The sequence below is a fragment of the Acinetobacter chinensis genome (assembly GCF_002165375.2).
GTDB classification, from domain to species: Bacteria; Pseudomonadota; Gammaproteobacteria; order Pseudomonadales; family Moraxellaceae; genus Acinetobacter; species Acinetobacter chinensis.
In genome coordinates this window covers 2,133,759-2,157,421 of the sequence record NZ_CP032134.1, presented here as the reverse complement: position 1 = coordinate 2,157,421, position 23,663 = coordinate 2,133,759, and the positions used below count along the sequence as shown (strand labels likewise).

At 41.2% G+C, this 23,663-nt stretch carries 21 protein-coding genes; 6 read left to right on the top strand and 15 right to left on the bottom strand.

Annotated elements, in window-relative coordinates:
• Positions 1 to 153: 153 nt before the first annotated feature.
• The 13 genes from CDG60_RS11245 to CDG60_RS11180 all read right to left on the bottom strand — a co-directional run bounded on the left by CDG60_RS11245 (position 154) and on the right by CDG60_RS11180 (position 13,300).
• Positions 154 to 849: a methionine ABC transporter permease gene (locus CDG60_RS11245; protein WP_087513839.1), complete on the bottom strand. Its 696-nt coding sequence runs from the start codon at positions 847 to 849 to the stop codon at positions 154 to 156.
• Complete coding sequence (locus CDG60_RS11240) at positions 846 to 1,871, bottom strand: methionine ABC transporter ATP-binding protein (protein ID WP_087513840.1); 1,026 nt, start codon at positions 1,869 to 1,871, stop codon at positions 846 to 848. The genes CDG60_RS11245 and CDG60_RS11240 overlap by 4 nt, the downstream gene beginning before the upstream one ends.
• Before the next feature lie 70 nt (positions 1,872 to 1,941).
• Positions 1,942 to 2,817, bottom strand: a complete 876-nt coding sequence (locus CDG60_RS11235; RefSeq protein WP_087513841.1) for a MetQ/NlpA family ABC transporter substrate-binding protein — start codon at positions 2,815 to 2,817, stop codon at positions 1,942 to 1,944.
• Between the two features lie 987 nt (positions 2,818 to 3,804).
• A complete protein-coding gene (locus tag CDG60_RS11225; RefSeq protein WP_087513842.1) occupies positions 3,805 to 4,362 on the bottom strand; it encodes a GNAT family N-acetyltransferase in 558 nt (185 codons plus the stop codon).
• Positions 4,359 to 5,189: a TIGR02391 family protein gene (locus CDG60_RS11220; protein WP_118868746.1), complete on the bottom strand. Its 831-nt coding sequence runs from the start codon at positions 5,187 to 5,189 to the stop codon at positions 4,359 to 4,361. The genes CDG60_RS11225 and CDG60_RS11220 overlap by 4 nt, the downstream gene beginning before the upstream one ends.
• 86 nt (positions 5,190 to 5,275) lie before the next feature.
• A complete protein-coding gene (gene purD / locus CDG60_RS11215) occupies positions 5,276 to 6,562 on the bottom strand; it encodes a phosphoribosylamine--glycine ligase (protein WP_087513844.1) in 1,287 nt (428 codons plus the stop codon).
• A gap of 128 nt (positions 6,563 to 6,690) precedes the next feature.
• A complete protein-coding gene (gene purH / locus CDG60_RS11210) occupies positions 6,691 to 8,265 on the bottom strand; it encodes a bifunctional phosphoribosylaminoimidazolecarboxamide formyltransferase/IMP cyclohydrolase (RefSeq protein WP_087513890.1) in 1,575 nt (524 codons plus the stop codon).
• A 93-nt stretch (positions 8,266 to 8,358) separates the two neighbouring features.
• The gene (gene fis, locus CDG60_RS11205; RefSeq protein WP_001086304.1) at positions 8,359 to 8,628 is read right to left on the bottom strand and encodes a DNA-binding transcriptional regulator Fis; all 270 of its coding nucleotides are present in this window, start codon (positions 8,626 to 8,628) and stop codon (positions 8,359 to 8,361) included.
• 390 nt (positions 8,629 to 9,018) lie between these two features.
• Entirely contained in the window at positions 9,019 to 9,894 is an 876-nt protein-coding gene (locus CDG60_RS11200) for an MJ0042-type zinc finger domain-containing protein (protein ID WP_087513845.1), read from the bottom strand.
• 23 nt (positions 9,895 to 9,917) lie between these two features.
• Positions 9,918 to 10,820 (bottom strand): 50S ribosomal protein L11 methyltransferase, encoded by a 903-nt coding sequence (gene prmA / locus CDG60_RS11195; RefSeq protein ID WP_087513846.1) that lies wholly within the window; start codon positions 10,818 to 10,820, stop codon positions 9,918 to 9,920.
• A 105-nt stretch (positions 10,821 to 10,925) separates the two neighbouring features.
• Positions 10,926 to 11,813, bottom strand: coding sequence for a bile acid:sodium symporter family protein (locus CDG60_RS11190; protein ID WP_087513847.1), 888 nt, complete (start codon positions 11,811 to 11,813; stop codon positions 10,926 to 10,928).
• A gap of 100 nt (positions 11,814 to 11,913) precedes the next feature.
• Complete coding sequence (locus CDG60_RS11185) at positions 11,914 to 12,795, bottom strand: bile acid:sodium symporter family protein (RefSeq protein WP_087513891.1); 882 nt, start codon at positions 12,793 to 12,795, stop codon at positions 11,914 to 11,916.
• A 151-nt stretch (positions 12,796 to 12,946) separates the two neighbouring features.
• A complete protein-coding gene (locus tag CDG60_RS11180) occupies positions 12,947 to 13,300 on the bottom strand; it encodes a hypothetical protein (RefSeq protein ID WP_087513848.1) in 354 nt (117 codons plus the stop codon).
• Positions 13,301 to 13,533: 233 nt separating this feature from the next.
• On the opposite strand from CDG60_RS11180, the gene mnmG reads away from it, so the two are divergent.
• A complete protein-coding gene (gene mnmG / locus CDG60_RS11175; protein WP_087513849.1) occupies positions 13,534 to 15,414 on the top strand; it encodes a tRNA uridine-5-carboxymethylaminomethyl(34) synthesis enzyme MnmG in 1,881 nt (626 codons plus the stop codon).
• A 48-nt stretch (positions 15,415 to 15,462) separates the two neighbouring features.
• Here mnmG and CDG60_RS18420 read toward each other — a convergent pair whose 3' ends face one another.
• Positions 15,463 to 16,041: a hypothetical protein gene (locus CDG60_RS18420; RefSeq protein WP_227542870.1), complete on the bottom strand. Its 579-nt coding sequence runs from the start codon at positions 16,039 to 16,041 to the stop codon at positions 15,463 to 15,465.
• A 941-nt stretch (positions 16,042 to 16,982) separates the two neighbouring features.
• Here CDG60_RS18420 and mhpT point away from each other — a divergent pair.
• Positions 16,983 to 18,188 carry a 3-(3-hydroxy-phenyl)propionate transporter MhpT gene (gene mhpT / locus CDG60_RS11165; RefSeq protein ID WP_087513892.1) on the top strand — a complete coding sequence of 402 codons (1,206 nt, stop codon included), beginning with the start codon at positions 16,983 to 16,985 and terminating at the stop codon, positions 18,186 to 18,188.
• Positions 18,189 to 18,583: 395 nt separating this feature from the next.
• On the opposite strand, the gene CDG60_RS11160 is transcribed toward mhpT, so the two are convergent.
• Complete coding sequence (locus tag CDG60_RS11160) at positions 18,584 to 19,591, bottom strand: helix-turn-helix transcriptional regulator (protein WP_087513850.1); 1,008 nt, start codon at positions 19,589 to 19,591, stop codon at positions 18,584 to 18,586.
• 241 nt (positions 19,592 to 19,832) lie between these two features.
• Here CDG60_RS11160 and CDG60_RS11155 point away from each other — a divergent pair, with 241 nt between their 5' ends.
• Genes CDG60_RS11155 through CDG60_RS11140 form a run of 4 tightly spaced genes read left to right on the top strand, consistent with a single transcriptional unit; the run spans position 19,833 to position 23,539 of the window.
• Complete coding sequence (locus tag CDG60_RS11155; RefSeq protein WP_087513851.1) at positions 19,833 to 21,386, top strand: circularly permuted type 2 ATP-grasp protein; 1,554 nt, start codon at positions 19,833 to 19,835, stop codon at positions 21,384 to 21,386.
• Positions 21,387 to 21,407: 21 nt separating this feature from the next.
• Positions 21,408 to 22,019: an alpha-E domain-containing protein gene (locus CDG60_RS11150; RefSeq protein WP_087513852.1), complete on the top strand. Its 612-nt coding sequence runs from the start codon at positions 21,408 to 21,410 to the stop codon at positions 22,017 to 22,019.
• Positions 22,007 to 22,786 (top strand): transglutaminase family protein, encoded by a 780-nt coding sequence (locus tag CDG60_RS11145; protein ID WP_087513853.1) that lies wholly within the window; start codon positions 22,007 to 22,009, stop codon positions 22,784 to 22,786. The genes CDG60_RS11150 and CDG60_RS11145 overlap by 13 nt, the downstream gene beginning before the upstream one ends.
• An 18-nt stretch (positions 22,787 to 22,804) precedes the next feature.
• Positions 22,805 to 23,539: a proteasome-type protease gene (locus CDG60_RS11140; protein WP_087513854.1), complete on the top strand. Its 735-nt coding sequence runs from the start codon at positions 22,805 to 22,807 to the stop codon at positions 23,537 to 23,539.
• Positions 23,540 to 23,663: the final 124 nt, after the last annotated feature.

Genomic DNA, 23,663 nt, shown 5'->3' with positions numbered 1-23,663 from the left:
AAAATGCAGAGATAAAGTTCTAAAGTGTTGTGTTTACAGCGGGCTTAGACAGTTGCGGGATAGCTCGACTTCCTTATAGTCAACGGAAAATGACTGTGTAAATAAAAATGCCTCCAGGAACTGAAGGCATTTGAACTGATCATGAAGTTTTGCTTATTTGATTTTAGACAACCAGTCACCCAGACTCTGTACCAACTGAACCAGGATCAGCAGGACTATAACTGTCAGAATGACAACACTGGTATCAAAACGTTGATAACCATAAGAAATAGCAAGATCACCAATACCACCGGCTCCGACAGCACCTGCCATGGCAGTTGCTCCGATCAGGCTGATGGTTGCGGTGGTCAGATTTAAAATCAGAGAGCTGCGTGCTTCCGGAATAATAAATTTAAAAATGATCTGTAACGGGGATGCACCCATTGCCTGAGCAGACTCTACAATTCCTGCATTCACTTCAAGCAGGGAAGTCTCGATCAGACGACCAATATAGGGTCCTACATAAATCGTTAATGGCACAATGGCTGCCCATGTTCCAATAGATGTACCCACCAGGAATTTAGTCAGTGGAATCGCAGCGATCAGGAGAATAATAAATGGCAGTGAACGCAGGGCATTTACAATCGGGTTCAGTAAATGATAGACAGCTCGGTTGGGCATAATGCCTTCAGGGCGGGTCACCAGTAAAATAACAGCCTGAATGAATCCCCAAAGTGTACCGAACAGCATGGCAAAAAACACCATGTGAAAGGTTTCCTGCAGAGCCGTAACAAACTGATCGATTGAAAGCGGGCTGTGCCAGTAAGGAGCTGTGATTTCAGTCAGCCATTGAACAAACAGATCTCTCATGCGCTGACTCCTGGCTGTTCAACTTTGACGCCATTCTGTTCAAAGAACGCAATGGTCTGTTTAATAATTTTAGGATCGCCTAAAAGCTGAATGAACATTTGCCCAATTACAGAACCATTAATTTCAGTCATGTTGGCAAATAAAATATTCAGGCTGATATCAAACTGTTTGATGGCAGCCTGAACAACGGTTTCCTGCGCTGAAGTTCCAAGAAACTGCAGGCTGTAAATACTTTTGTGGTTCTGATTTTCAAGATTATTCAGAATACTGACCGGCAGCTGCTGCTGTAATACAGTCTGAATAAAATTTTTGGTTGTTGGATGCTGTGGCTGACTGAAAATATCCAGGGTAGTTCCTGTTTCAATCACTTTACCTTGCTCCATGACAGCCACATAGTCGCAGACAGATTCAATCACATCCATCTCATGGGTGACCATGACGATGGTGATTCCTTGCTCTTTATTGATTTTTTTCAATAATTCCAGAACAGACTTGGTCGTCTGTGGATCAAGGGCAGAGGTTGCTTCATCACAAAGCAGAATTTTAGGATGATTTGCCAGTGCTCGGGCAATACCGACACGCTGCTTCTGCCCACCAGACAGTTCATCAGGATAAGCATCTTTCTTGTGCTTCAGGTCAATGAACTCAAGCAACTCATCCAGGCGTTTTTCGCGCTCAGCCTTAGCCACACCCAGCAGTTTCAGTGGCATTTCAATATTTGCCGCAACCGTTTTAGTCTGCAACAGGTTGAAATGCTGGAAAATCATACCGATTCCTGCACGCTCCTGACGTAATGAACGTGCATTCAGCGCAGTAAAATCCTGCTGATTAATAATCACCTGACCGGAGTTTGGGCGTTCAAGCAGATTAATCAGGCGGATTAAGGTGCTTTTACCGGCACCACTATAACCAATAATGCCAAAAATACTGCCGGCTGGAATCGTTAGATTAATATTATCCAGTGCGCGCAGGGTCTGACCTTTCAGCTCATAGTGTTTTGAAATGTCTTTAAATTCAATCATATCGTCAAAAACTGTACAAAAATGAAAAAACAGGCAAAGTTACTTTGCCTGTTTTGTTTAAGAAATTATATTACTGTTTTGATTCTGTCAGATAGCTGACAGGTTTATTTACATCCACTTTTGTACCATCAAAATGTTCCTGAATGTATTTTTCAACCGCAGGAGTATGGTAAAGCGTTCCCAGTTTCTCAAGTACAGGATCATTTTTACGTGAATCAGCAACAGCGACAATGTTGACATTCATTTTGGTCGACTGGTCAATCGGCTCATGATAGATAGAGTCACGGATCACGTTCAGACCACCTTCCATTGCAAGCACATTACCCAGAACAATGGCATCCACTTCATCTTTAGCACGGACAGCTGTAGCCATCTGAATCGGTTTGATCACAATATTCTTTTTATTTTCAGTAATATCAGCAGGTGTGCCTTTTACATTATCAAAGTCAGCCTTCAATTTTACCAGACCTGCAGACTGTAATAATAAAAGCGCACGGGATTCGTTTGCACCGTCATTTGGAATCGCAATGGTAGCGCCAGTGGCAAAGTCTTCAACTTTTTTCACTTTGCTTGAATAGATACCCATTGGCTCAAGATATGTCGTTGCGATTGGTGCAACCTTATCTTTGTTGTTGTCATTGTACGCAACCATGTAAGCGTAGGACTGGAATGCATTTGCATCAATTTCCTTATTCGCTACGGCAGTATTCATGGATACATAGTCAGTAAAGTTTTTAACTTTCAGCTCAATACCAGCCTGTTTTGTTTCAGGCAATGTCGCGATGTAGTTCCAGATATCTGTATCTGAACCACTTGATGCCAGGGTAACTGTAGTCAGTTCACCGGCAGATGCAGCTGCCTGTTCAGTTTTTGGGGCTTCCTGCTTACCACATGCTGACAGAGTCAGAACAGAGGCGCTGAGCAAAACGCTGAATAACTTTTTCATGTATAAGTCCTGAAATGCAAATGCCGGAATGTCTGCATTACATTAAATTTAAAATGGTTCCAGAGTCCTGAAATACAGGCAGTATCTGATGCTCTTGGAATGCAGCAGTACAACGGCTTTCAGGTATTTTTGAAAATTTTACTCTAAAGATTTGTTTATCATACCAATAAAATTTAATTATAAATAGTGTTGCACTATGGTGATGTTTTAACGTGAATAATGTTCTAATTTAACACTTTAAAGAAAAGAATATAGAAAACAAAAGCTTTTATTAAACATGGAAGCAAATTTATCCTCTGAATTTACTTATATTGAATATATAAATTTTTTTGAATTTACTATCTGAATTATGAATATAGCTGCTTTGCAGGCATCGGGTTGAATCTAAGAATGTACTTAGAGCTGAAAGATCAACATAGACGATCAGCATGTAGCTGAAATAAAGCCTTGTTCCAGAAGCTGTATGAGTGATCAGACTGTTTTGGATACTCAGTAGGGGAGCAGATGTTTTTGATGCAAAAAAGCCAAAACCTGAAGCTAACTGTATAATGAAAAAAGGGTATGAGAACCGTACTCATGGAAAACGGTAAGGTGCTTATAAATTTCTGATTAAATATAAATATCTGCAGTAATTTTAAATAAAACAACGTCCGGAAAATACCAGTTAGGTAATGAATGAGCCATCCTGTCTTTTTTTCAAAATTTCTTACAGAGCGTTGCATTATCTGATGATGGGCAACGGTTGACTGTTTATGGAAAATCCAGAAATCCTGTTTTGAGTTTAAGCTTTGAGCTGAAGCCTTTATAAACCGTAGCTGATCGATTCTTTTGCTAAATGAAAAAACCCACCTAAGCGGGTTTTTTTAAATACTGAGACGATGAAAAGTTATTCAGCATTTTCAGGTGCAATCACACAGTACACGACCGCCAGCATTCACGGTGTCGCCATTTTCATTGGCTTTAGTACCTGTATGAAATATTTTTGCATCAACAAAATGTATGATGCAGAAAATCACCGCGATGTATTTCGTACAGTACATGACGATGTAATGGATGATCATCAGGAACAAAAGGATGATCAAACTCTCTGACTTTATCCATGCCGAGTCTTTGCATAACACCTTCGGATGGTGTGTTGATGCAGGCAGTTAATGAAATTACACGATCTATACGTAAGTTTCTAAAAGCATGCTTTAACACAGCTTTAGCGCCTTCGGTTGCATAACCTTGATGCCAGTATTGGGGTAGTAAACGCCAGCCAATCTCAGGGGCATCGGCTATTTCAAACTCAGGTGGATGAACGTGTAAGCCGATAAATCCAATAAATTCACCTGTAGCTTTTAGCTCTACTGCAAATAAGCCCCAACCACGTTTTTTAATGTCATTTTGGATACGTTGCAGAAAAGCAGTGGCTTCAGTTGCATCAAGTTTTTTAGGAAAATAGCGCATGACCTCGTCATCTGCACACATTTGGATAAATGGGGCAGTGTCGGAATCTTGCCATTGGCGTAGGATTAGGCGAGGGGTTTGGAGTTGGATGGTCATGATCGTTGGATTGCTTCACTTTCAAGTATATAAAGTTCATTAATGAGTAAAAACTCACGCATTAATGTCTTTAAAGGTTTTGATACCTCATTATGAGCGTGTTCATTTCTGAAAGCTTTATATATGTTGGGAAAAATTCTTCCTGTTGCTTGAGATGCTCTTTTATCTTCATTTTTACAAATCAATGGCCGGTTTTCAGAACAGAAGGCATATTCAAATAATGCTGAGGAATGTTTATCACTATTAATACGATTTTGAACTATATTTTCTAATCTTATAAAAGCATTAAAAATCGAGCGATTAGGATCATCGTTAAATTTAAGAGCAAGATCTAAAATTTGAGAATCAATTAAGTGGTAGGGTAATTCTGTTGGATAGTAACGGTCATTTGTGACTTGGTATTCCGTAGTTTTATAAATTTCATAGATGTATTCGTATATGTTAGTTGGTCGTACAACTTCGGTTTTTAACATTATTTCAATATCAGTATCTGGCAATGAACTATGATTGATTTTCTTCATTAATTTTTCAGAAATATTAATTTCGTCTACTGCTATATTGTGCTTTAAAAGAAGTTGCAGTGATGATGCTAATCCTTTTGGTCCTTCACCAGGGTAGCCTGATCTAAAGCCTGATCTGATAATGTAAGTATTTCTATGAGATTTTATTAAATATGCATGTGCTTGATTGCAGGATAAAAGTAGTGCTTTTTCAATGTGTATTTGAGTTTGGAGAATGATGCCAATAGCGTCCAAACAATCTTGAGTATAGGGTGTCCCTAAATATTGTATTTCTTCAGATGGTTGATTAAATAAATTAAAGAGCATTTTTAGAAAGTATTTGTTTGATATTTAATTGAATATATCAAAAAACCCGCCTAAGCGGGTTTTTAAAATACTGAGACTATGAAAACTTATTCAGCATTTTCACGTGCAATCGCACGGTAACCAATATCTTTACGGTATTGAACGCCATCAAACGTTACTTTTTGGCAAAGTTCCAAGGCTTTAGCTTGAGCTTCCCCAATGGTATTACCAAGTGCAGTCACACAAAGTACACGACCACCAGCAGTTACGATGTCGCCATTTTCATTGGCTTTCGTACCTGCATGGAATACTTTAGCATCAGCCATTTCAGTGTCTAAACCTGAAATCACATCGCCATTGCTAGAAGTTTCAGGATAGCCTTTAGATGCTAGAACGATACCGACAGTTTTACGCTCATCCCAATCAGCTTCCGCAGGTAAATTACCCGCAATGCCTGCTTCAACCAGATCCACCAATGACGATTTTAAGCGCATCATGATCGGTTGAGTTTCAGGATCACCAAAACGACAGTTGAACTCGATCACTTTTGGTTGACCTTGTTCATCAATCATTAAGCCTGCATATAAGAAACCTGTGTAAACGTGACCATCTGCTTTCATACCATCTACAGTTGGACGCATCACTTCACGCATGGTTTTTTCAAATACATCCGCAGTCACAACAGGAGCAGGAGAGTAAGCACCCATACCGCCAGTGTTTGGACCTTGGTCGCCCTCAAAAATACGTTTGTGATCTTGAGAAGTCGCCATTGGCAAGATGTTGTCGCCATCAATCATACAAATGAAAGACGCTTCCTCACCTGCAAGGAATTCTTCGATGACGACACGTGAACCTGCATCACCAAATTTATTGCCAGCGAGCATGTCATCAATCGCATCAAATGCTTCCTGATTGGTCATGGCAACAATTACACCTTTACCTGCAGCAAGACCGTCTGCCTTGATCACGATCGGCGCACCATTTTTTTCTACAAATGCTTTAGCCGCATCTACTTCTGTAAATACGTCATAGAAAGCTGTAGGGATGTTATGGCGTTTCAGGAAGTGTTTCGCAAATGCTTTAGAACCTTCAAGCTGTGCAGCGAACTGAGTTGGACCCCAGATTTTTACATCAGCAGCACGGCATGCATCAACCACACCATTTACAAGCGGTGCTTCAGGACCCACGATCACTAAATCAACCGCATTGTTTTTTGCAAAGTCGATAATCGCATTGTTGTCTAAAATATTTAAGGCAACATTTTCGCATTTATTTTCAGTTGCAGAACCAGCATTGCCCGGTGCTACAAATACTTTTGCGACTTTGTCATCCTGTGCGATTTTCCATGCAAGTGCATGTTCACGACCGCCATTACCCAAAACTAAAATATTCATGATCAAAAATCCTTCCAGAAATAGAATCCCCCTAAATCCCCCTTTGGAAAGGGGGACTCCCTTCGTTCTATTATGATATAGAAAACCCTCCTTTATTAAAGGAGGGCTAGGGAGGATTTATATATTAATTAGTGACGGAAATGACGCATACCCGTGAACACCATTGCAATGCCAGCTTCGTCAGCAGCAGCAATGGTTTCTTCATCACGCATAGAACCACCCGGTTGGATAATGCATTTGATACCTGCTTTCGCAGCATTATCAATACCATCACGGAATGGGAAGAATGCATCTGATGCCATTACAGCACCTTCAACCACTAAGCCAGCATGTTCAGCTTTGATCGCAGCAATACGAGCAGAGTTAACACGGCTCATTTGACCTGCGCCTACACCGATAGTCTGACGACCTTTTGCATAAACGATTGCGTTAGATTTAACATATTTCGCAACTTTCCAAGCAAAGATTAAATCATCAATTTCTGCTTCAGTTGGCGCACGCTTCGTCACAACTTTAAGATCATCTTTAGTGATCATACCCAAGTCCTGGTCCTGAACCAGTAAACCACCGTTTACACGTTTGTAATCAAGTTGTGCTTTACGTGCATCGATTGCAGGAAGTTCACCACATACAAGAACACGGACGTTTTTCTTCGCACCAGTCACTTCAAGAACGCCATCAGCGATGCTTGGAGCAATGATTACTTCAACGAATTGACGGTCTACAATTGCTTGCGCAGTTGCAACATCTAATTCACGGTTAAATGCAATGATGCCACCAAATGCAGATTCAGGATCGGTTGCATAAGCAAGGTCATAAGCAGCTTGGATACCGTCTAAAGAAACCGCAACACCACAAGGGTTTGCATGTTTAACGATCACACAAGCAGGTTTTGCAAATGATTTCACACATTCAAGTGCTGCATCGGTATCTGCAATGTTGTTATAAGACAGTTCTTTACCTTGAAGCTGTTTCGCAGTGGAAACAGAAGCTTCAGTCGCAGTATCTTCTACATAGAACGCAGCTGATTGATGCGGGTTTTCACCGTAACGAAGGTCTTGTACTTTGTTTAATTGGGTATTGAAAGTACGAGCAAACTTATCAGCTTGACCTTCTTCGTTACCTACACGAGCGCCTAAGTAAGATGCGATCATACCGTCATATTGTGCAGTATGTTCAAATGCTTTTACTGCAAGATCAAAACGTGTTGCATGAGATAAAGCGCCGTTTGCTTTTAACTCTTCAACTACAGTTGCATAGTCAGATGCATTTACCACGATACCAACAGACGCATGGTTTTTTGCAGCAGCACGAACCATGGTCGGACCGCCGATGTCGATGTTTTCAATCGCATCAGCCAGTGAACAGTTCGGTTTAGCAACAGTTGCAGCAAATGGATATAAGTTAACAACAACTAAATCAATCGCATCAATGTTGTGTTCAGCCATTACAGCTTCATCCAGGCCACGACGAGCCAGGATACCACCATGAATTTTTGGATGCAGTGTTTTTACACGACCATCCATCATTTCAGGGAAGCCAGTATGCTCTGAAACTTCTACTACAGACACATTGTTGTCTTTAAGCAACTTATATGTACCACCTGTAGATAAAATTTCCACCCCAAGAGCAACAAGGTTCTGGGCAAATTCAACGATCCCGGTTTTATCAGAAACAGAGATTAAAGCGCGTTTAATAGTCATGATCATCGTCAACAGTTTAAGTCTGGATATTTAACAAATAGCTAAAACGTAGGTAAAAAAAAATGCCCACGCAAGCCGTGAGCATTTTATCATTTATTCACTCATTAAACCGTGAGCTTTTAACTTTTTACGTAAAGTTCCGCGGTTCAGTCCGAGAATCTCCGCAGCACGCGTCTGGTTGCCACGAGTATATTCAAGAACTACAGATAGAAGTGGTTTCTCCATTTCTGCCAGCACCATGTCGTATACCTGCGAAGGCTGTTCGCCCTGCAACTGAGCAAAGTAATGACGAACTGCGCGATCTACGTGAATACGAAGAGCGACATCAGATTGTGCAGTAAAAATAGGAGATTTGCTATTCATGCGAATTAATCCGAAAAATCAGATACCACCTGGGTAAAGGTGATATGTAAAAAAAATGGTCTAAAAATTTAATGAACTCCGTTTTAGATCCTAAAACGGGCGCTCTAAAACTTAATCATTAGCTTGCCACAACTCAGCGCTTTGGTCGAAAAATAAGCGTAACAATAGTTAAATATTTGTTACCGACCAATTTCAGAACAAAAAATCCTACTCGTGCGCATCATTGATTAAATAAGGCGCATCAGCATGACTGTTTATTGTGAAAATTAACGGGGAGTTCGCAGCACAAAGCTTTCGTGGCGCGTATGATACCATTGTCTTAGAAAAAGTGAGCAAGAAAACTGCACTTTTTTTACATTTTTTTTACATTTTTAATAGTTTTTTTCAATATCAAGGGTGAATGATTTCCAATGTATAGGAATCGAAGTCTTTACGGTCCTTAGGCAGGCTAAATTCAAACTTAAATGGACTGTGTTTAGGAATACGCTGGATCCCACTCAGACTCTTGACCAGGTACTGATGTGGATGCAGGGTGTAAACACCGATACTTTCACCACGTTCTTTGAGTGTGACCTGCAGGTTTGGTAATAAAAGGCTTTTTTCATGATAGTTAATCAGTTCACCGGTAAACTGAACTTCATTTTTGCTGACCCGCTTCACTTTGACCCGGTTGGTAGAAATCATGCTGTAGGTTTTTTCAAGCGTTCTACAGTTGACCAGCTGGCAGGTACTGTTGAAAATTGCGCTGAGGGCAGGGCTGTTGTTCAGAAAATTAGGGTTGAACCAAAGCACCTGAAAGGTCAGTAAGCCGACCAGTAAAAAGTTGATGGTCGCCCAAACAATATAATAAGCAGGACCATGCTGTTTTTTGACTTCAGCTTCGTGATCTGAAAGGTTCAGCGTTGGAAAGTTACCAATCGGTTCTGTTCCAAAATAATTCAGGTTGTTCAGATAGGTTTTCAGATCAATATTTGAGTGTTCAACTTTGCGGTCGAAAATGGACAGCAGGACATGTTCACTTTCATTGTCCTGTGCATTCTGAAGGCTTTGCAGAATAGCAGTATTGAAGGTGTCCTCAGGCAGCGGTTCATTTTGTGCAGCCGCACTTTCAGCAGATGTACCTGCAACCGTGATCAGGTTGGTCAGTGCATTGAATGTTGCTGAACATTTTGGACAACAAACCATACCCTGAGCAACAGTCAGTTGAGCCACAGAGACTTTATATACTGTAGAACATTCAGGGCACTTGGTTTGTTTATCACTCATAATTTACTGTTTAAAACTAAAAATTAATATTGCTGGCGTTTTCCAGAAATTCTGCACCAGTTTTCATCACGCTTTTCGATCTCTACTATATCAAAAAATTCAGAATAAACACCAGTAACATCAGTAACTTGCTCTTCTATTACACCTGCAAGTGCGAACTCACCCTCAGATTTAATTAAAGTTGAGAATTCTTCTGCAAGTGACATCAGTGGTCCGGCAAGAATATTTGCAACCAGAATATCGGCCTGTTTACCTTTAAACTCTGCATTGAACTCTTCAGGAAGACCTACATATAAGTTTTCAAGTACGCCATTAAGTTCTGCATTCTGTTTTGTTGCCAGTACAGCCTGTGGGTCAATATCTGTGGCATATACTTTTTTAGCACCCAGAAGTAGTGCAGCAACACCTAAAATACCTGAACCACAACCGTAATCAATGACGATTTTATCTTTAACATCAGTTTTGCCTAACCATTGCAGGCATAAGAATGTCGAAGCGTGATTGCCTGTACCAAATGCCAGTCCTGGATCAAGTTTGATATTGACCGCATCTGCTTCAGGTGCTTCCATCCATTCTGGTACGATCCAGTACTTTTCACCAATCTGAATAGGCTCATAAGCATCCATCCAGGTGCGTTCCCATTCCTGGTCTTCAAGAAATTCACTGCGCATCGGTTCTGTAGGGAGCTGAGTACGGATGAATGTCTCCAGTGAGGCTACATCAATCGTTTCATCGTCTTCCTGGGCATAGATACCCGTCACGATGACTTTATTCCAAAGAGGTGTTTCACCTGGAAGTGGTTCAAGCAGATCCTGATTTTCAGCATCATCCAAGGTAACACTGACTGCTCCAAGTGAACTGAGCAGTGTTTCAGTAAAATCAACCTGAGCCTGATCAACTGTAATATGAATTTGTAACCACTTCACGGTAATAACCTAAATCTGATTCTAAAAAGCTATTGTAACCAGCAGTAACCGGAACGGCTACTGCTGGAACGCATCTGAAAGCCTTATTCATGTAAAGAACTGACTTCAGGCAGTCTGCTGTGGCTCTGTTGCTGGCTGGACAGGCGAAAACCTGTTCAGCAGGAAACCAAAAATTGCGGCAAAGAAATACATGAATAATGAATAGACCGCAGCAGGCATTGCCGCGGTGGAGCTTGCCATCACCGTCAGTGCAATAGTCATCGCCAGTGTACTGTTGTGAATACCGATCTCAAATGCACAGGCGCGTGCCTGGGTACTGCTGATACCTGCTAAACGGGGAACAAAATAGCCGATCAGCAGACTGCATAAACAGAAAATCACGGTTGCGAGACCAACCTGGGTCAGGTATTCCATAATCTGATGACGTTCTTTGGCAATCGCTCCAATAATGATTAATACAAGGAAAACCACTGCAAAAATCCGTAATGGTCTGTTCATTTTCTCCGTAAACTTTGGGGCAAAATGACGGATCAGCATCCCGATACAGACAGGAATGATAATGATGCTGAAAACCTGGAGAATTTTACTGAACTGTAAGGTAATCTGTTGACCATCATTCATAAAATGCTGAATGGAAAGATTGACAATCAGAGGGAGGGAAACAGCTGCAATGACTGAATTGATGGCTGTTAAGGTAATATTCAGCGCAATATCTCCTTTAAAGAGATAGCTGAACAGGTTTGCTGTACTGCCCCCGGGTGAAGCGGCGAGCAGCATTAAACCGACTGCCAGTACGGGCGGTAGAGCCAGTATTTTACAGAGCAGAAAAGCAATTCCAACCAGTAGAACCAGCTGGCAGAACAGTGCAAGCAGAACGGCTTTAGGGTGTCTGGTCACCCGTGCAAAATCTTTTGGGGTCAGTTCCAGCCCAAGCCCAATCATAATAATAGCTAAGGCCAAAGGTAATAATATTGTAATGATTCCTGAATCCATCAGTTCAAACTCCTGTCCTTGTTCTATTAAGCAGACTTTATGCTGCAGTCTGTATATTTTTTTCAGTTTTTAAGCTTGTAATTTTAATATAGAACAGAATTCAGAACTTGTCCTCAGAAATTATTTCATTGCTGGTATGACTTGTCAGAATGAACCCAAAAATCGTGGCAAATACATACATCACAATGGAGTAAATAGCCGCAGGAACCGCAATGGTTGTGCTGTTCAGTACGGTCAGGGCAATCGCCATGGCGACTGTCGTGTTGTGAATGCCAATCTCAAATGCACAGGCACGAGCCTGTTTGTCGGGTACACCTGCAAGCTGAGGGACGACATAACCCGTTACCAGTCCACTGAAGCAGAACAGGGCGGTGGCTATCCCAATTTCAGAAAAATATTCAAGTACATTACTTCTTTCCTGATACAGGGCATACAGAAATAAGCCTGCTAAAAAACAGATGGACAGATACCGCATGGGTTTATTCATTTTCTGTGCAAATTCGGGCATGGATGTCCGCAATGCCATACCCACGCACACAGGTACAATAATCAGTAAGAAAATTAAGGTTATTTTTTCAATAGGCATTGCCATTTCCTGGGTTTCCCCTAAGAAATAGGCAATCGAAAGACTGACGATAAAAGGCATGGTAAAGGTGGAAACCAGGGAGTTGATCCCCGTCAGGCTGATATTGAGGGCAACATCGCCTTTAAATATATAGCTGAACATATTGGCTGTTGGACCGCCTGGAGACGCAGCGAGCAGCATCAATCCTACTGACAGCAGTGGTGGTAATGTCAACAGGACACAGATCAGGAACGCAATAATGACCAGTAAAATCTGCTGTGAAAATAATGCCAGAAATATAGCCTTAGGATACTGGTTGACCCTGATGAAATCCCTGGGTGACAGTTCAAGCCCCAACCCCGTCATCATGATGGCCAGCGTAATTGGCAATAAAAAGGTAAATAAACCTGTGCCCATGCGAACCTTTATTATTTTTTCTTTGATTATTGAGAGTTTATAGACGTTTTTGCCATTGGCAATAAACGCAGCAGTCATAAAATGAAATATTTATGACTGCTTTATTGGTTAAGTCACATGAGAAAAGAATTAAGTGAAACTGGTCATTATTTTATGACTTTGGCTGCGGGGGAACAAAACCTAAAGCACATTTACCTTTAATTTCCTGTCCCTCTATATTGATTGATTTTGTGTTGCTGTCGCTCTGACAGACTGAGTTTAATTCAGCTTCATCTCCTTTGATGGCTGCTTTTCTGGAAGATGCAAAAAACTGAGGTTCACATGTGCCATTCCAGATAATTCCTCTGAAGGCAAAGCTGACCTGATCTCCCTGGGTTTTTCCTTTACAGACCTGCTGAAACTTCTGTGCGTCATAAATGGTTTCAACTTTGTCATTTGCCTGGAGCGCAAAGGAACTGAACAGCAAACCACACATCAGAAATGAAACGGGGAAAATTTTATTCATCATGTTAATCCTTTCGTTTGTTCAGATTCACATTATTCAGAATAAAAAAGACTCAGAAAAAAACAATCTGAATCCAGTGCTGTTTCAGTAAACAACAGCATGCTTTCAGTAACATAAAAAGGCATGAAACGGATTTGTCCGGTCAGTACAAGATAATTGAGTGACAGGGTCAACTTATTCGATGGTTTTTGCTATAATGATCTGTCATTCTTTTTTTATCTCTCTATACCACTATGCATTATCCTAAAGTTTACGATGTCATTGTTATCGGCGGCGGTCACGCTGGTACGGAAGCGGCACTTGCTGCGGCGCGTATGGGGCGACAGACGTTGCTTCTGACGCATAACATTGAGACTTTGGGGCAGATGAGCTGTAACCCGGCCATTGGTGGTATTGGTAAATCGCACCTGGTACGTGAAATTGATGCCCTGGGCGGTGCAATGGCACTTGCTGCCGACAAAGGCGGTATTCAGTTCCGTATTCTGAACTCGCGTAAAGGCGCGGCAGTACGTGCAACACGTGCGCAAGCTGACCGTATCCGCTATAAAGCGGCTATTCGGGATACTCTGGAAAATCAGGCAAACCTGGATATTTTTCAGCAGGCAGCAGATGATCTGATCGTTGAAGGCGATACCGTCAAAGGTGTTGTCACACAGATGGGTATCCGTTTTGATGCGAAAACAGTTGTTCTGACAACGGGTACATTCCTCGGTGGTGTAATCCACGTCGGTCTTGAAAAATCCAGTGGTGGGCGTGCCGGTGATCCACCGTCTATTTCATTGGCTGCTCGTTTACGTGAACTAAAACTGCCAGTGGGGCGTTTAAAGACAGGTACACCACCACGTATTGATGCGCGTTCAGTTGATTTCTCCGTGATGACACCGCAACCAGGTGATTTCCCATCGCCAACCATGTCATTTATGGGCGATGCTTCAATGCATCCTGAGCAGGTGAACTGCTACATTACGCATACCAATGAGCGTACGCATGAGATTATCCGCGGTGGTCTGGATCGTTCCCCAATGTATACCGGTGTGATTGAAGGGGTTGGTCCACGTTATTGTCCATCCATTGAAGACAAGATTCACCGTTTTGCAGACAAAGATTCTCACCAGGTATTCCTTGAGCCAGAAGGTCTGGATACGCATGAACTTTATCCAAACGGTATTTCAACTTCTTTACCTTTTGATGTGCAGTTTGAACTGGTTCGCTCAATCCGTGGTATGGAAAATGCGCACATTCTGCGTCCTGGTTATGCAATTGAGTATGATTATTTCAATCCACAGTCGTTGAAATTCTCTCTGGAAACCAAATCCATCAATAACCTGTATTTCGCGGGTCAGATCAATGGTACAACAGGTTATGAAGAAGCGGGTGCGCAGGGCTTGCTGGCAGGTTTGAACGCAGCACGCCGTGCGTGGGATCAGGAGCAGTGGACACCAAAACGTGATGAAGCGTATATGGGCGTTCTTGTTGATGACCTGATTACACTGGGTACCAAAGAACCATACCGTATGTTTACTTCTCGTGCGGAATACCGTCTGATGCTTCGTGAAGACAATGCTGATCAGCGTTTAACAGCCATTGGTCGTGAAATGGGTCTTGTGGACGATGAACGTTGGGCTTCTTACTGTGAAAAAATGGAAGCAGTAGAAACTGAAAAAGCACGTTTACAACACCTTTGGGCTGCACCAAACAATCCAATGGGTAAAAAGTTCGTTGAAATGACGGGTGATGATCTTTCTAAAGAGTCTTCTGCGATTGATCTGTTGAAACGTCCGAATATCAGTTTTGCTCAGATTGCTGAACTGACAGGTTCTGAAGTATCTGCATTTGTGGGTGAACAGATCGAGATTGCCGTGAAATATGCGGGTTATATTAACCGTCAGCAGGAAGACGTTGCTCAGATGAAACGTCTGGAAGATACACGTATTCCGGCAGATTTTGATTATGATGTGGTTTCAGGTCTATCCCGTGAAATTACTCTGAAACTGAAAGATGTCCGTCCTGAAACTTTAGGTCAGGCAAGCCGTATTCCAGGTGTGACACCTGCGGCAGTTCAGTTGGTGATGATTACCATCCGTAAGAATGCTCAAACGAAAAAATCTGCTTAATTGTTAGATTGAAATAAAAACCCGCTTAGGCGGGTTTTTTATGGTCATTTAAGGGCCAGTCATTCCATTTAAATATAAGTCAGGATAGCCATCACTACTGAATTTAAACTGATTAAGGGTTACGGTCAGATTAATTGGGTTGTATGAAATATTTTGAATATTTGTCTTACTTTCACGATCCCAAAATGCATATCCATATCCTTCTAACAAGATTGAAAAAAACGACACTTCATCTACAATATTATTGACAGCCTTTACATATAAAAAACCCTTAGAAGGTAATGGTGATGTAGTAAATTCCTGTATATTATGATTAGTAAAATGGAATTGTGTAAAGTTAGAGTTCTCAATTGGAATAATTTGATTGTTATCAGAAAGTTGATATGTGAAATCATATCTTCCAGATGCAGGTATATTTACAATACTCGGATCTTGTTGTAATTGTCCTGAGATCGTACCAGATAAAGTTAATACATTTTTTATATCATAAATTTTAGTTTGATTGAATTTTATTTTACTGTTGCCCGTTTTATGATCTACTTCTAATTGAATATTATTGCATGAGTATTTTCCCTCTTCGCTACAGGAAAATAAATATGGAGATTCTGGATCAGAAGAGTACTTCAATAATTCTACTTTGGTTGGCTGGTTTTCTACAGTATCAAAAAATATTTTTAACGAATAATCGTAATCGAGTTTGAAATTGAAAGTTAACAGGTAACTTTTTTTATGGTTATTTTTTTCTAGATCAAATGCTTGGGTGTAGAGATATACGGGTAGTCTATCATTTGTACTTGTCTCTTTCTAAGAGACCTTTGCTGTGAATGTTCATTGGTAAGATTAATAAGAGAATTAACAGTATTTTCTCTTTTAACTTGATTTACTTTATTTTTATTGGGCTCATTTTCATTGCAAGCAGTCATCAATACTGTAGTTAATACTATAAATATTATTGATTTTTTCATCTTTTGAACCTTATTGATAAATTTTTATTTGTATAAATATTGATCTTTTTATATCACAATGGGGTAAGTCTGGGGTTTATTTTTGTATAATAATTGAATTAATATTACCTCTATTTCCTTGTAAAATAAGTCACTATACAAAGCACAATAGAATGAACAGATATGCCATCTCTAAGGCACAATTTATGGTTTGCTGATTGGTGAGGCATTGAGTGAACCCGCGTTCAACCTGCCTGAAAAATTACCTGAATATTCAAAAATTGACATTATTAAACAAAATGGCTTTCATGAAATATATTTCAATATCCATTTTGAATATGATCGGACGATGAGACACAAGCTTTTTAATCCAGTATAGATTTAAATGATTGTATGATCATTAATAGCGTTTATTAGGGTAAGTTTATGAATAATAATTAAAAATATTTAATTTATTGTAAAAATATATCACTCAGATCACTTTAATGTCTTATTTCGCTAAGAAATTACAGTATTTATTTTCAGAAACCCGACCATTGTAGTGGTATTTATTCTCTGGATTTAGGCAGACACTCCATGCCATGGCGTATGACCGTATATACGCTTTATGAATGGAGTTCGATTATGGCAAGTCAACAATCAGGAAAAATGCAAAAATTCCTCACTGTATTTTTGTGTTTCTGGGTGGCATTCTTTGAAGGATTTGACCTTCAGGCACCCGGTATTGCTGCGAAAGGAATTGCAGCGACATTTTCCTTAGACCAGGTACAGATGGGCTATGTATTCAGCCTGGGTGTATTTGGTATGTTATTTGGTGCATTCTTTGGTGGCCGTATTGCAGACTATCTGGGACAGAAAAAAGTCCTGATGCTGTCGATTGCAATTTTCGGTCTGTTTTTCAGCCTGAGTGCAATTGCACCAAATACAGAAATTCTTTATCTCTCACGTTTTTTCACGGGGCTTGGACTTGGGGCTGCGATGCCAACCATGATTTCAGTTGTGGGTGATGAGGCGACAGAGGCAAACCGTGGAAAACTGAACAGTCTGATGTACTGTGGCTTACCGGTTGGCGCAATTTTTGTTGCAGGTCTGGGCATTTTCTTCCCGGATGTTTCATGGCATACACTGTTTCTGATTGGTGGGATCACACCACTTGTTCTGATTCCTTTCATGGCATTTATTCTGAAAGACAAAAGAAAAGAACAGACAGTGACCGAAGGTACAGGCGATGTACCAGGGATGTCTGAGATTCTGTTTTCACAGAAGAAATATCAGCAGACTTTGCCTTTGTGGGTCAGCTTTTTCTTTACCCTGATGGTCAATTATATTCTGATCAGCTGGTTGCCAAATCTGCTGATGGAGCAGGGGCTTGAAAAGAAACAGGCATTTACCATCATGCTGGTTTTCCAGGTCGGTGCTGTGGTTGGTACACTTGCCTTTGGTTACCTGCTTGACCGTCTGAAACTGTGGCAGATGTCCGTTATTATTTATACTGGTTTGTTTATTTCAGTATTTACACTGTTTACAACAACCTCTATTCCGGTACTTATTGTTGCAGGAGTTATGGGTGGAATTTTCTCTACAGGCGGTCAGTCGATTCTGTATGGTATTTCTCCAATCTTCTATTCAGCCGCAGGTAAAGTGACAGGTGTCGGCAGTGCAATTTCGCTGGGTCGCCTGGGTGCGATGACAGGACCATTACTGACAGGAAAGATTCTGGCTTTAGGACTGGGGACAACAGGGATTCTTGTTGCCAGTGCACCGGGTATTTTATTGTCAGCTGTTGCTGTAACGGCACTATCCCGCTATAAAGCGTCGAAAAAAGACTAAAAATTTAATCCTCAGAAGTTTTCAGGACAGCAGATGCTGTCCTTTTTTATATTCTGAATATTGTAATTTTTTAGACTTCTTAGCTGAAAATAAGATTTACTCTGCAAAACTGTTTATTTCACAAGCGGATTGAGTGTATGTACATTAGCTTTATAGCCAACGAGAGGAGTCAGCAATATGACTAAAAAGTCCATCCGATATAACACAGCAGAACTTGCTTGCCGATGTTATTCCATGTGTTCACGAATGCAGTGAGGTTTTGATTCAGACGGAGTGAGATGGATAAGAAGAGCAAAATACATCCACCAGATGAATCATGACCTTCCTTATCAATGTGCTAAAACAAAAATAAGATGAATATGAAAACTGTTAAAGTCCCTGTAAAGGGACTTTTTTTATTCAGTCGTCTGTGCCGTAACTTCATGCACAGCATTATGAACTTCAGCCGGTTCAATCTGGATCAGTTTTTTACCAAAACTGCGCAACCACCAGACCAGCTGTAATGTAAACGGAACCAGTGCTTTTACTTCATACAGACCATTATCCAGGCGGGTAATACTCTGATTCAGGCTCAGCTGACTTTCATCAAAATAAGCAAGATCAGACTCTGCAACCCTAAGTTTCAGTTCAATATTTTCAGTAGCTTTACTGAAATCGACTCGGAATCCTAATGCACCCGAATCAATATAGCTGTCTATGTCAAAATTTACAGGGTGTAATGCACGGGTATTCATGACAGTGGCTGATTTAAATCGGTGCAAAGCAAAGGTCTGAATGTCCGTTTTGTCATGGCGGGTACAGATCAGATAAATAATTGCACCTTTTTGTACCAGTGCCAGTGGGTTAAGAATATAGGTTTTTTCTTCAGGGCTGTTGCGTCCCTGATAAATACATTCCAGTTGTTTATCCTGTAAAAGTCCTTCGTAAATGGACTGCTGGGCATTTTTTTCCACGACTGGCGGTATCAAAGGCTGACTGGCAGGGACAATACGCACACGGTTGATCCACTGGCGGACATTGTTCTGTGTGGACAGATTTCTACGGGCAAGATCAAACCAGGGATTCATTTCATCCAGCAGACTTGGGGGAAGCAGATGTTTCAGGTGTTCTTCCACCATCATAAAAGTAACCGCCTGTGAGCTGGTCATATGAGGCAGGCTCTGAATCGGAGCATCTGCCCGCCAGCGCCATCCCTGTGGGACTTCCTTGTTACTTTCAATGGGAAACCGCTGAGAAATCTGATTGAGATCACGCTGAATGGTACGCAGGCTGATATCAATACCTTCCCGCTGCAGGGTGTCCTGAAGCTCACGTGTACCGGTCCATTTTCCTGAAGAAAGACGGGATAAAATTTGCCATTGTCTATAGAGGCTGTTGGATGTTTCTTTTTCTTGTGCTGACATAATTTAAAAATCAAAAAATGGCTGAATTTATCGTAAAAAACGGGATAGCCACACAATAAGAAAACCTGACCGGAATGGCAAGTTTTTGTGTCCAGTACTGGCTATATTTTGATACATCTTTGAATAAAACTTACATTGAGTCTATGCGACTTTGGTGAATAAATAATCAGAAGGCGATAAGCATTGAGCTGGCACTGTTATTGCTTAATCCATTGTACAACACAACAATGACGAGGTTTGTATGCTAAAAGAAGATCGGGATACAAATTCTGTGCTGGAGAATTATACAAGGAATGTTGCAGAAGAAAGGGTGGTCAATACAGGGAATATTTCATCTACAGAATCGGTAAAGACACATGATTTAATGACTCAGTTCAGATCTCAGTTTTTTAATGAACTGCATGATGACAGTCATATTCCTGCTGAAAGCCGTGCCAGGATTGAGGGATGGCTGAGAGATCAGACCCTGGATGATCTGGCATTACTGAACCGTGCAGCCAGGGATCATTTTCTTTATGAGGGGATTACATTTACTGTTTATGGTGAGCAGGAAGGCACTGAAAGAACGATTCCGTTTGATGTGATTCCGCGCATTATTGCCGGTAAGCAATGGAACATGATTGCACGTGGCTGTGAACAGCGGGTAAAAGCTTTAAATCTGTTTCTGCATGATATTTATCATCAGCAGGAGATTTTAAAAACCGGCATTGTTCCTGAACTTCAGGTCATGACCCATGAGGCTTTTTTGCCCCAGATGTGCGGTCATCAGCTGAAAGGGAAAATTTACAGTCAGATCAGTGGAACAGACATTATCCGTAATAAAGACGGTGAGTTTTATGTGCTGGAGGACAACCTCAGAACACCATCAGGCGTGTCCTATATGCTTGAAAGCAGGAAAATCAGTCAGCAACTGTTACCCGAACTGTGCCAACAGAGTCAGATTCAGGGGATTGAGCAGTATCCACAACTGTTAAAAGAAATTCTTGCTGAAAACTCAGCAGTTGATCGCCCATTGATTGTGGTTCTGACACCGGGGCGTTTTAACAGTGCTTATTATGAACATTCATTTCTTGCAAGGGAAATGGATGTCCCTTTGGTGACATCACGTGATCTTTTTGTTGAAAAAGATAAGGTTTATGTCAAAACAGTCAGGGGTAAACAGCAAGTCCATGTAATTTATAGACGGTTGGATGACGCTTTTCTTGATCCTTTGAGCTTTCGTTCAGATAGCACACTGGGTGTGCCAGGTCTGATGTCTGCTTATCTGCGGAATAATGTCGTGATTGCCAATGCTCCTGGAACAGGCGTTGCAGATGATAAATCCATTTATCCTTATGTTGATAAGATGATTGAGTTTTATCTGGCAGAAAAACCTGTACTGAAAAATGTACCGACATGGCAGTGCCGTGAGCAGGCAGACCTGGAATATGTGCTTGAACATATGGAGCAGCTGGTTGTTAAAGAGGCACAGGGGTCAGGTGGTTATGGCATGCTGATCGGTCCTCAGTCCGCACCACGGCAGATTGCTCAGTTCAGGGATAAAGTCAGAGCAAATCCACATTTATATATTGCTCAGCCTACGCTCGAGTTGTCGGTATGCCCGACACTTGCAGATTATGGAGTTGCTGAACGGCATATTGATCTCAGACCGTTTATTCTGAGTTCTCCTTATCGGACAGAAATTGTCCCTGGTGGTCTGACCAGAGTGGCAATGCAGGCAGGTTCCCTGGTTGTGAACTCCTCGCAGGGCGGTGGTGTAAAAGATACATGGGTCATAGATCCATTGCATTCATAACTGCTGATACAGGAGTGAAAGATGATTTTATTGAACAGTAATGCACAACAGATTTTCTGGTTAGGGCGATATTTAAAACGTATCCAGTATTTATGCAGTCAGTTTCCATTTGAAAACAATGAAGATGCATTGCTTTATGCTCATGCTTTCTGCTTGCCGGCTTTTGATGCATCATCTTTGAATGAACTGGTACTGGATGCTGAACAGCCTTCATCTTTTGGCTGGCAGTTTCAGTATGCAAAAGATAATGTGCAGGATTTAAGGGGTTTGATTTCTGCAAAAGCCTATGCTGAACTAAATCAGAATATTAAAAATGCCTGCGTAAATGCGGCTTATATCTGTGATGTTGTGGATGAGTGCCATGATGTGATGGAAGCAGAGTCTGAAGAAATATTTTTATTTTTTAAACTGGGGCAATGCATTGAGCAGCTGGATCGGCAGCTCAGGCTGAAACAGAAAATTGAGCAGACTGTTGTGGAGCTGAAGCAGATTACAGCACTGATGAAACCAGTGGGTTGGGTTGCTCTGAGTGAAACATTACTTGAGTTTACAAGGCATCAGGATTTGAAGGGATTTTATCAGTTGAGTGATGGTTTACAGCATATTTTTGAGGTGGGCACATGCGACTCATGATCAATCACCAGACACATTTTCAGTACAGTGAAGCTGCCTGCAACAGTATTCAGTATATTAAAATGATGCCTGTAAGCAATGCTCATCAGAAAGTACATCACTGGAATATCAGTGTACCAGGTGACTGGCAGCAGCAGATGGACGTCTTTAACAACCCCTGGTTGACGGCGGTTCAGCGTTACAGTTATTCGCAGATGACCATTATGGCTCAGGGCGTGATTGAGCTGAATCCAGCAACTGGGCAGGGGCCTCAATGCAGCCTTAACCCATTCATATTTCTACAGCCCACCGCCATGACACAGTCGGATGCTGAAATGCGCTGTTTTGCCCACAGATATGTCAGGGAAAATACCGTGGATCAGTTGAAACAACTGGCACAGGCACTTCTACAGTATATGCCGTATAAGGTTCAGGCGACTTCGGTCTGTACGTCTGCAATAGAAGCATTTCAGCGCAGAGAGGGAGTCTGTCAGGATCACAGTCATGTCTTCATCGCTATGTGTAAAGCCTTGGGGATACCTGCAAGATATGTATCGGGCTATCTGTTTGCAGATAACAGTACGCACCTGGCCAGTCATGCCTGGGCAGAGGCTTATTTAAATGACACATGGTATTGTTTTGATATCAGTAATCAGATCTTTAGCCCTCAGGTGCATGTGTATGTGGCAATGGGTCGGGATTACTGGGATGTTGCTCCGATCAGGGGGGTTCGTGAAAAGGGTGGTACAGAGACTATGCAGTCGATTGTACAGGTACTGACCTGCTGACATTTACAGAGAAAACTTATGACGTATTGCTGTGCATTAAGACTCAAACAAGGTTTGGTATTTATCAGTGACACACGAACCAATGCAGGTGTCGATCATATTTCTGTATATCGAAAACTGTATACATTTGGAATACAGGGTGAGCGTTTTATCTGTATCCAGACCTCTGGGAATCTGGCGACGACACAAGCGGTGATAGGGCATTTACAAAATCATTTGACCTTAAAACAAGAGCCAAATTTATATAGTGTTAATACCATGTTTGAAGCTGCAGGCTTGGTCGGTCAAATCCTGCGTAAAGTGATTGCTGATGTCACGGAAGATACGCAGGAGCAAAGCAACTATTTCTGTAGCTTATTGATCGGTGGGCAGATTAAAGGCGAAGATATGCAGCTTTATAATATTTACCCACAAGGCAATTTTATTTCTGCAACCAGTGACACACCGTATTTTCAGATTGGTGAAAGTAAGTATGGTAAGCCAATTTTAGATCGTGCTCTAAGTTATGACATGCCTTTAGATGAAGCTTTACGTTGTAGCTTAATTTCCTTTGATTCTACTCTACGTTCGAATGTCTCTGTGGGCATGCCATTGGATACATTGGTGTATCAAAAGGATTCTTTTGTGATTCCGCAAGGAAAAAGAATCAATGAAGATGAGCCTTATTTTCAGAATATCAGTAAGCAGTGGTCTGAGACTTTGAAAAAGGGGTTACAGGATTTGCCAAAACCGAATGATGATTTTTTTCAGTGAGTTATATGCTGATAGGTTTAAATAAAATACAGGGTTATGTTATTTTAAAATATCTATTTAAAAAAATACTTAGGTTTTAAATTCACAATAAATTCAAGAACGTATCGGGAGCCCCTTCTCTTGC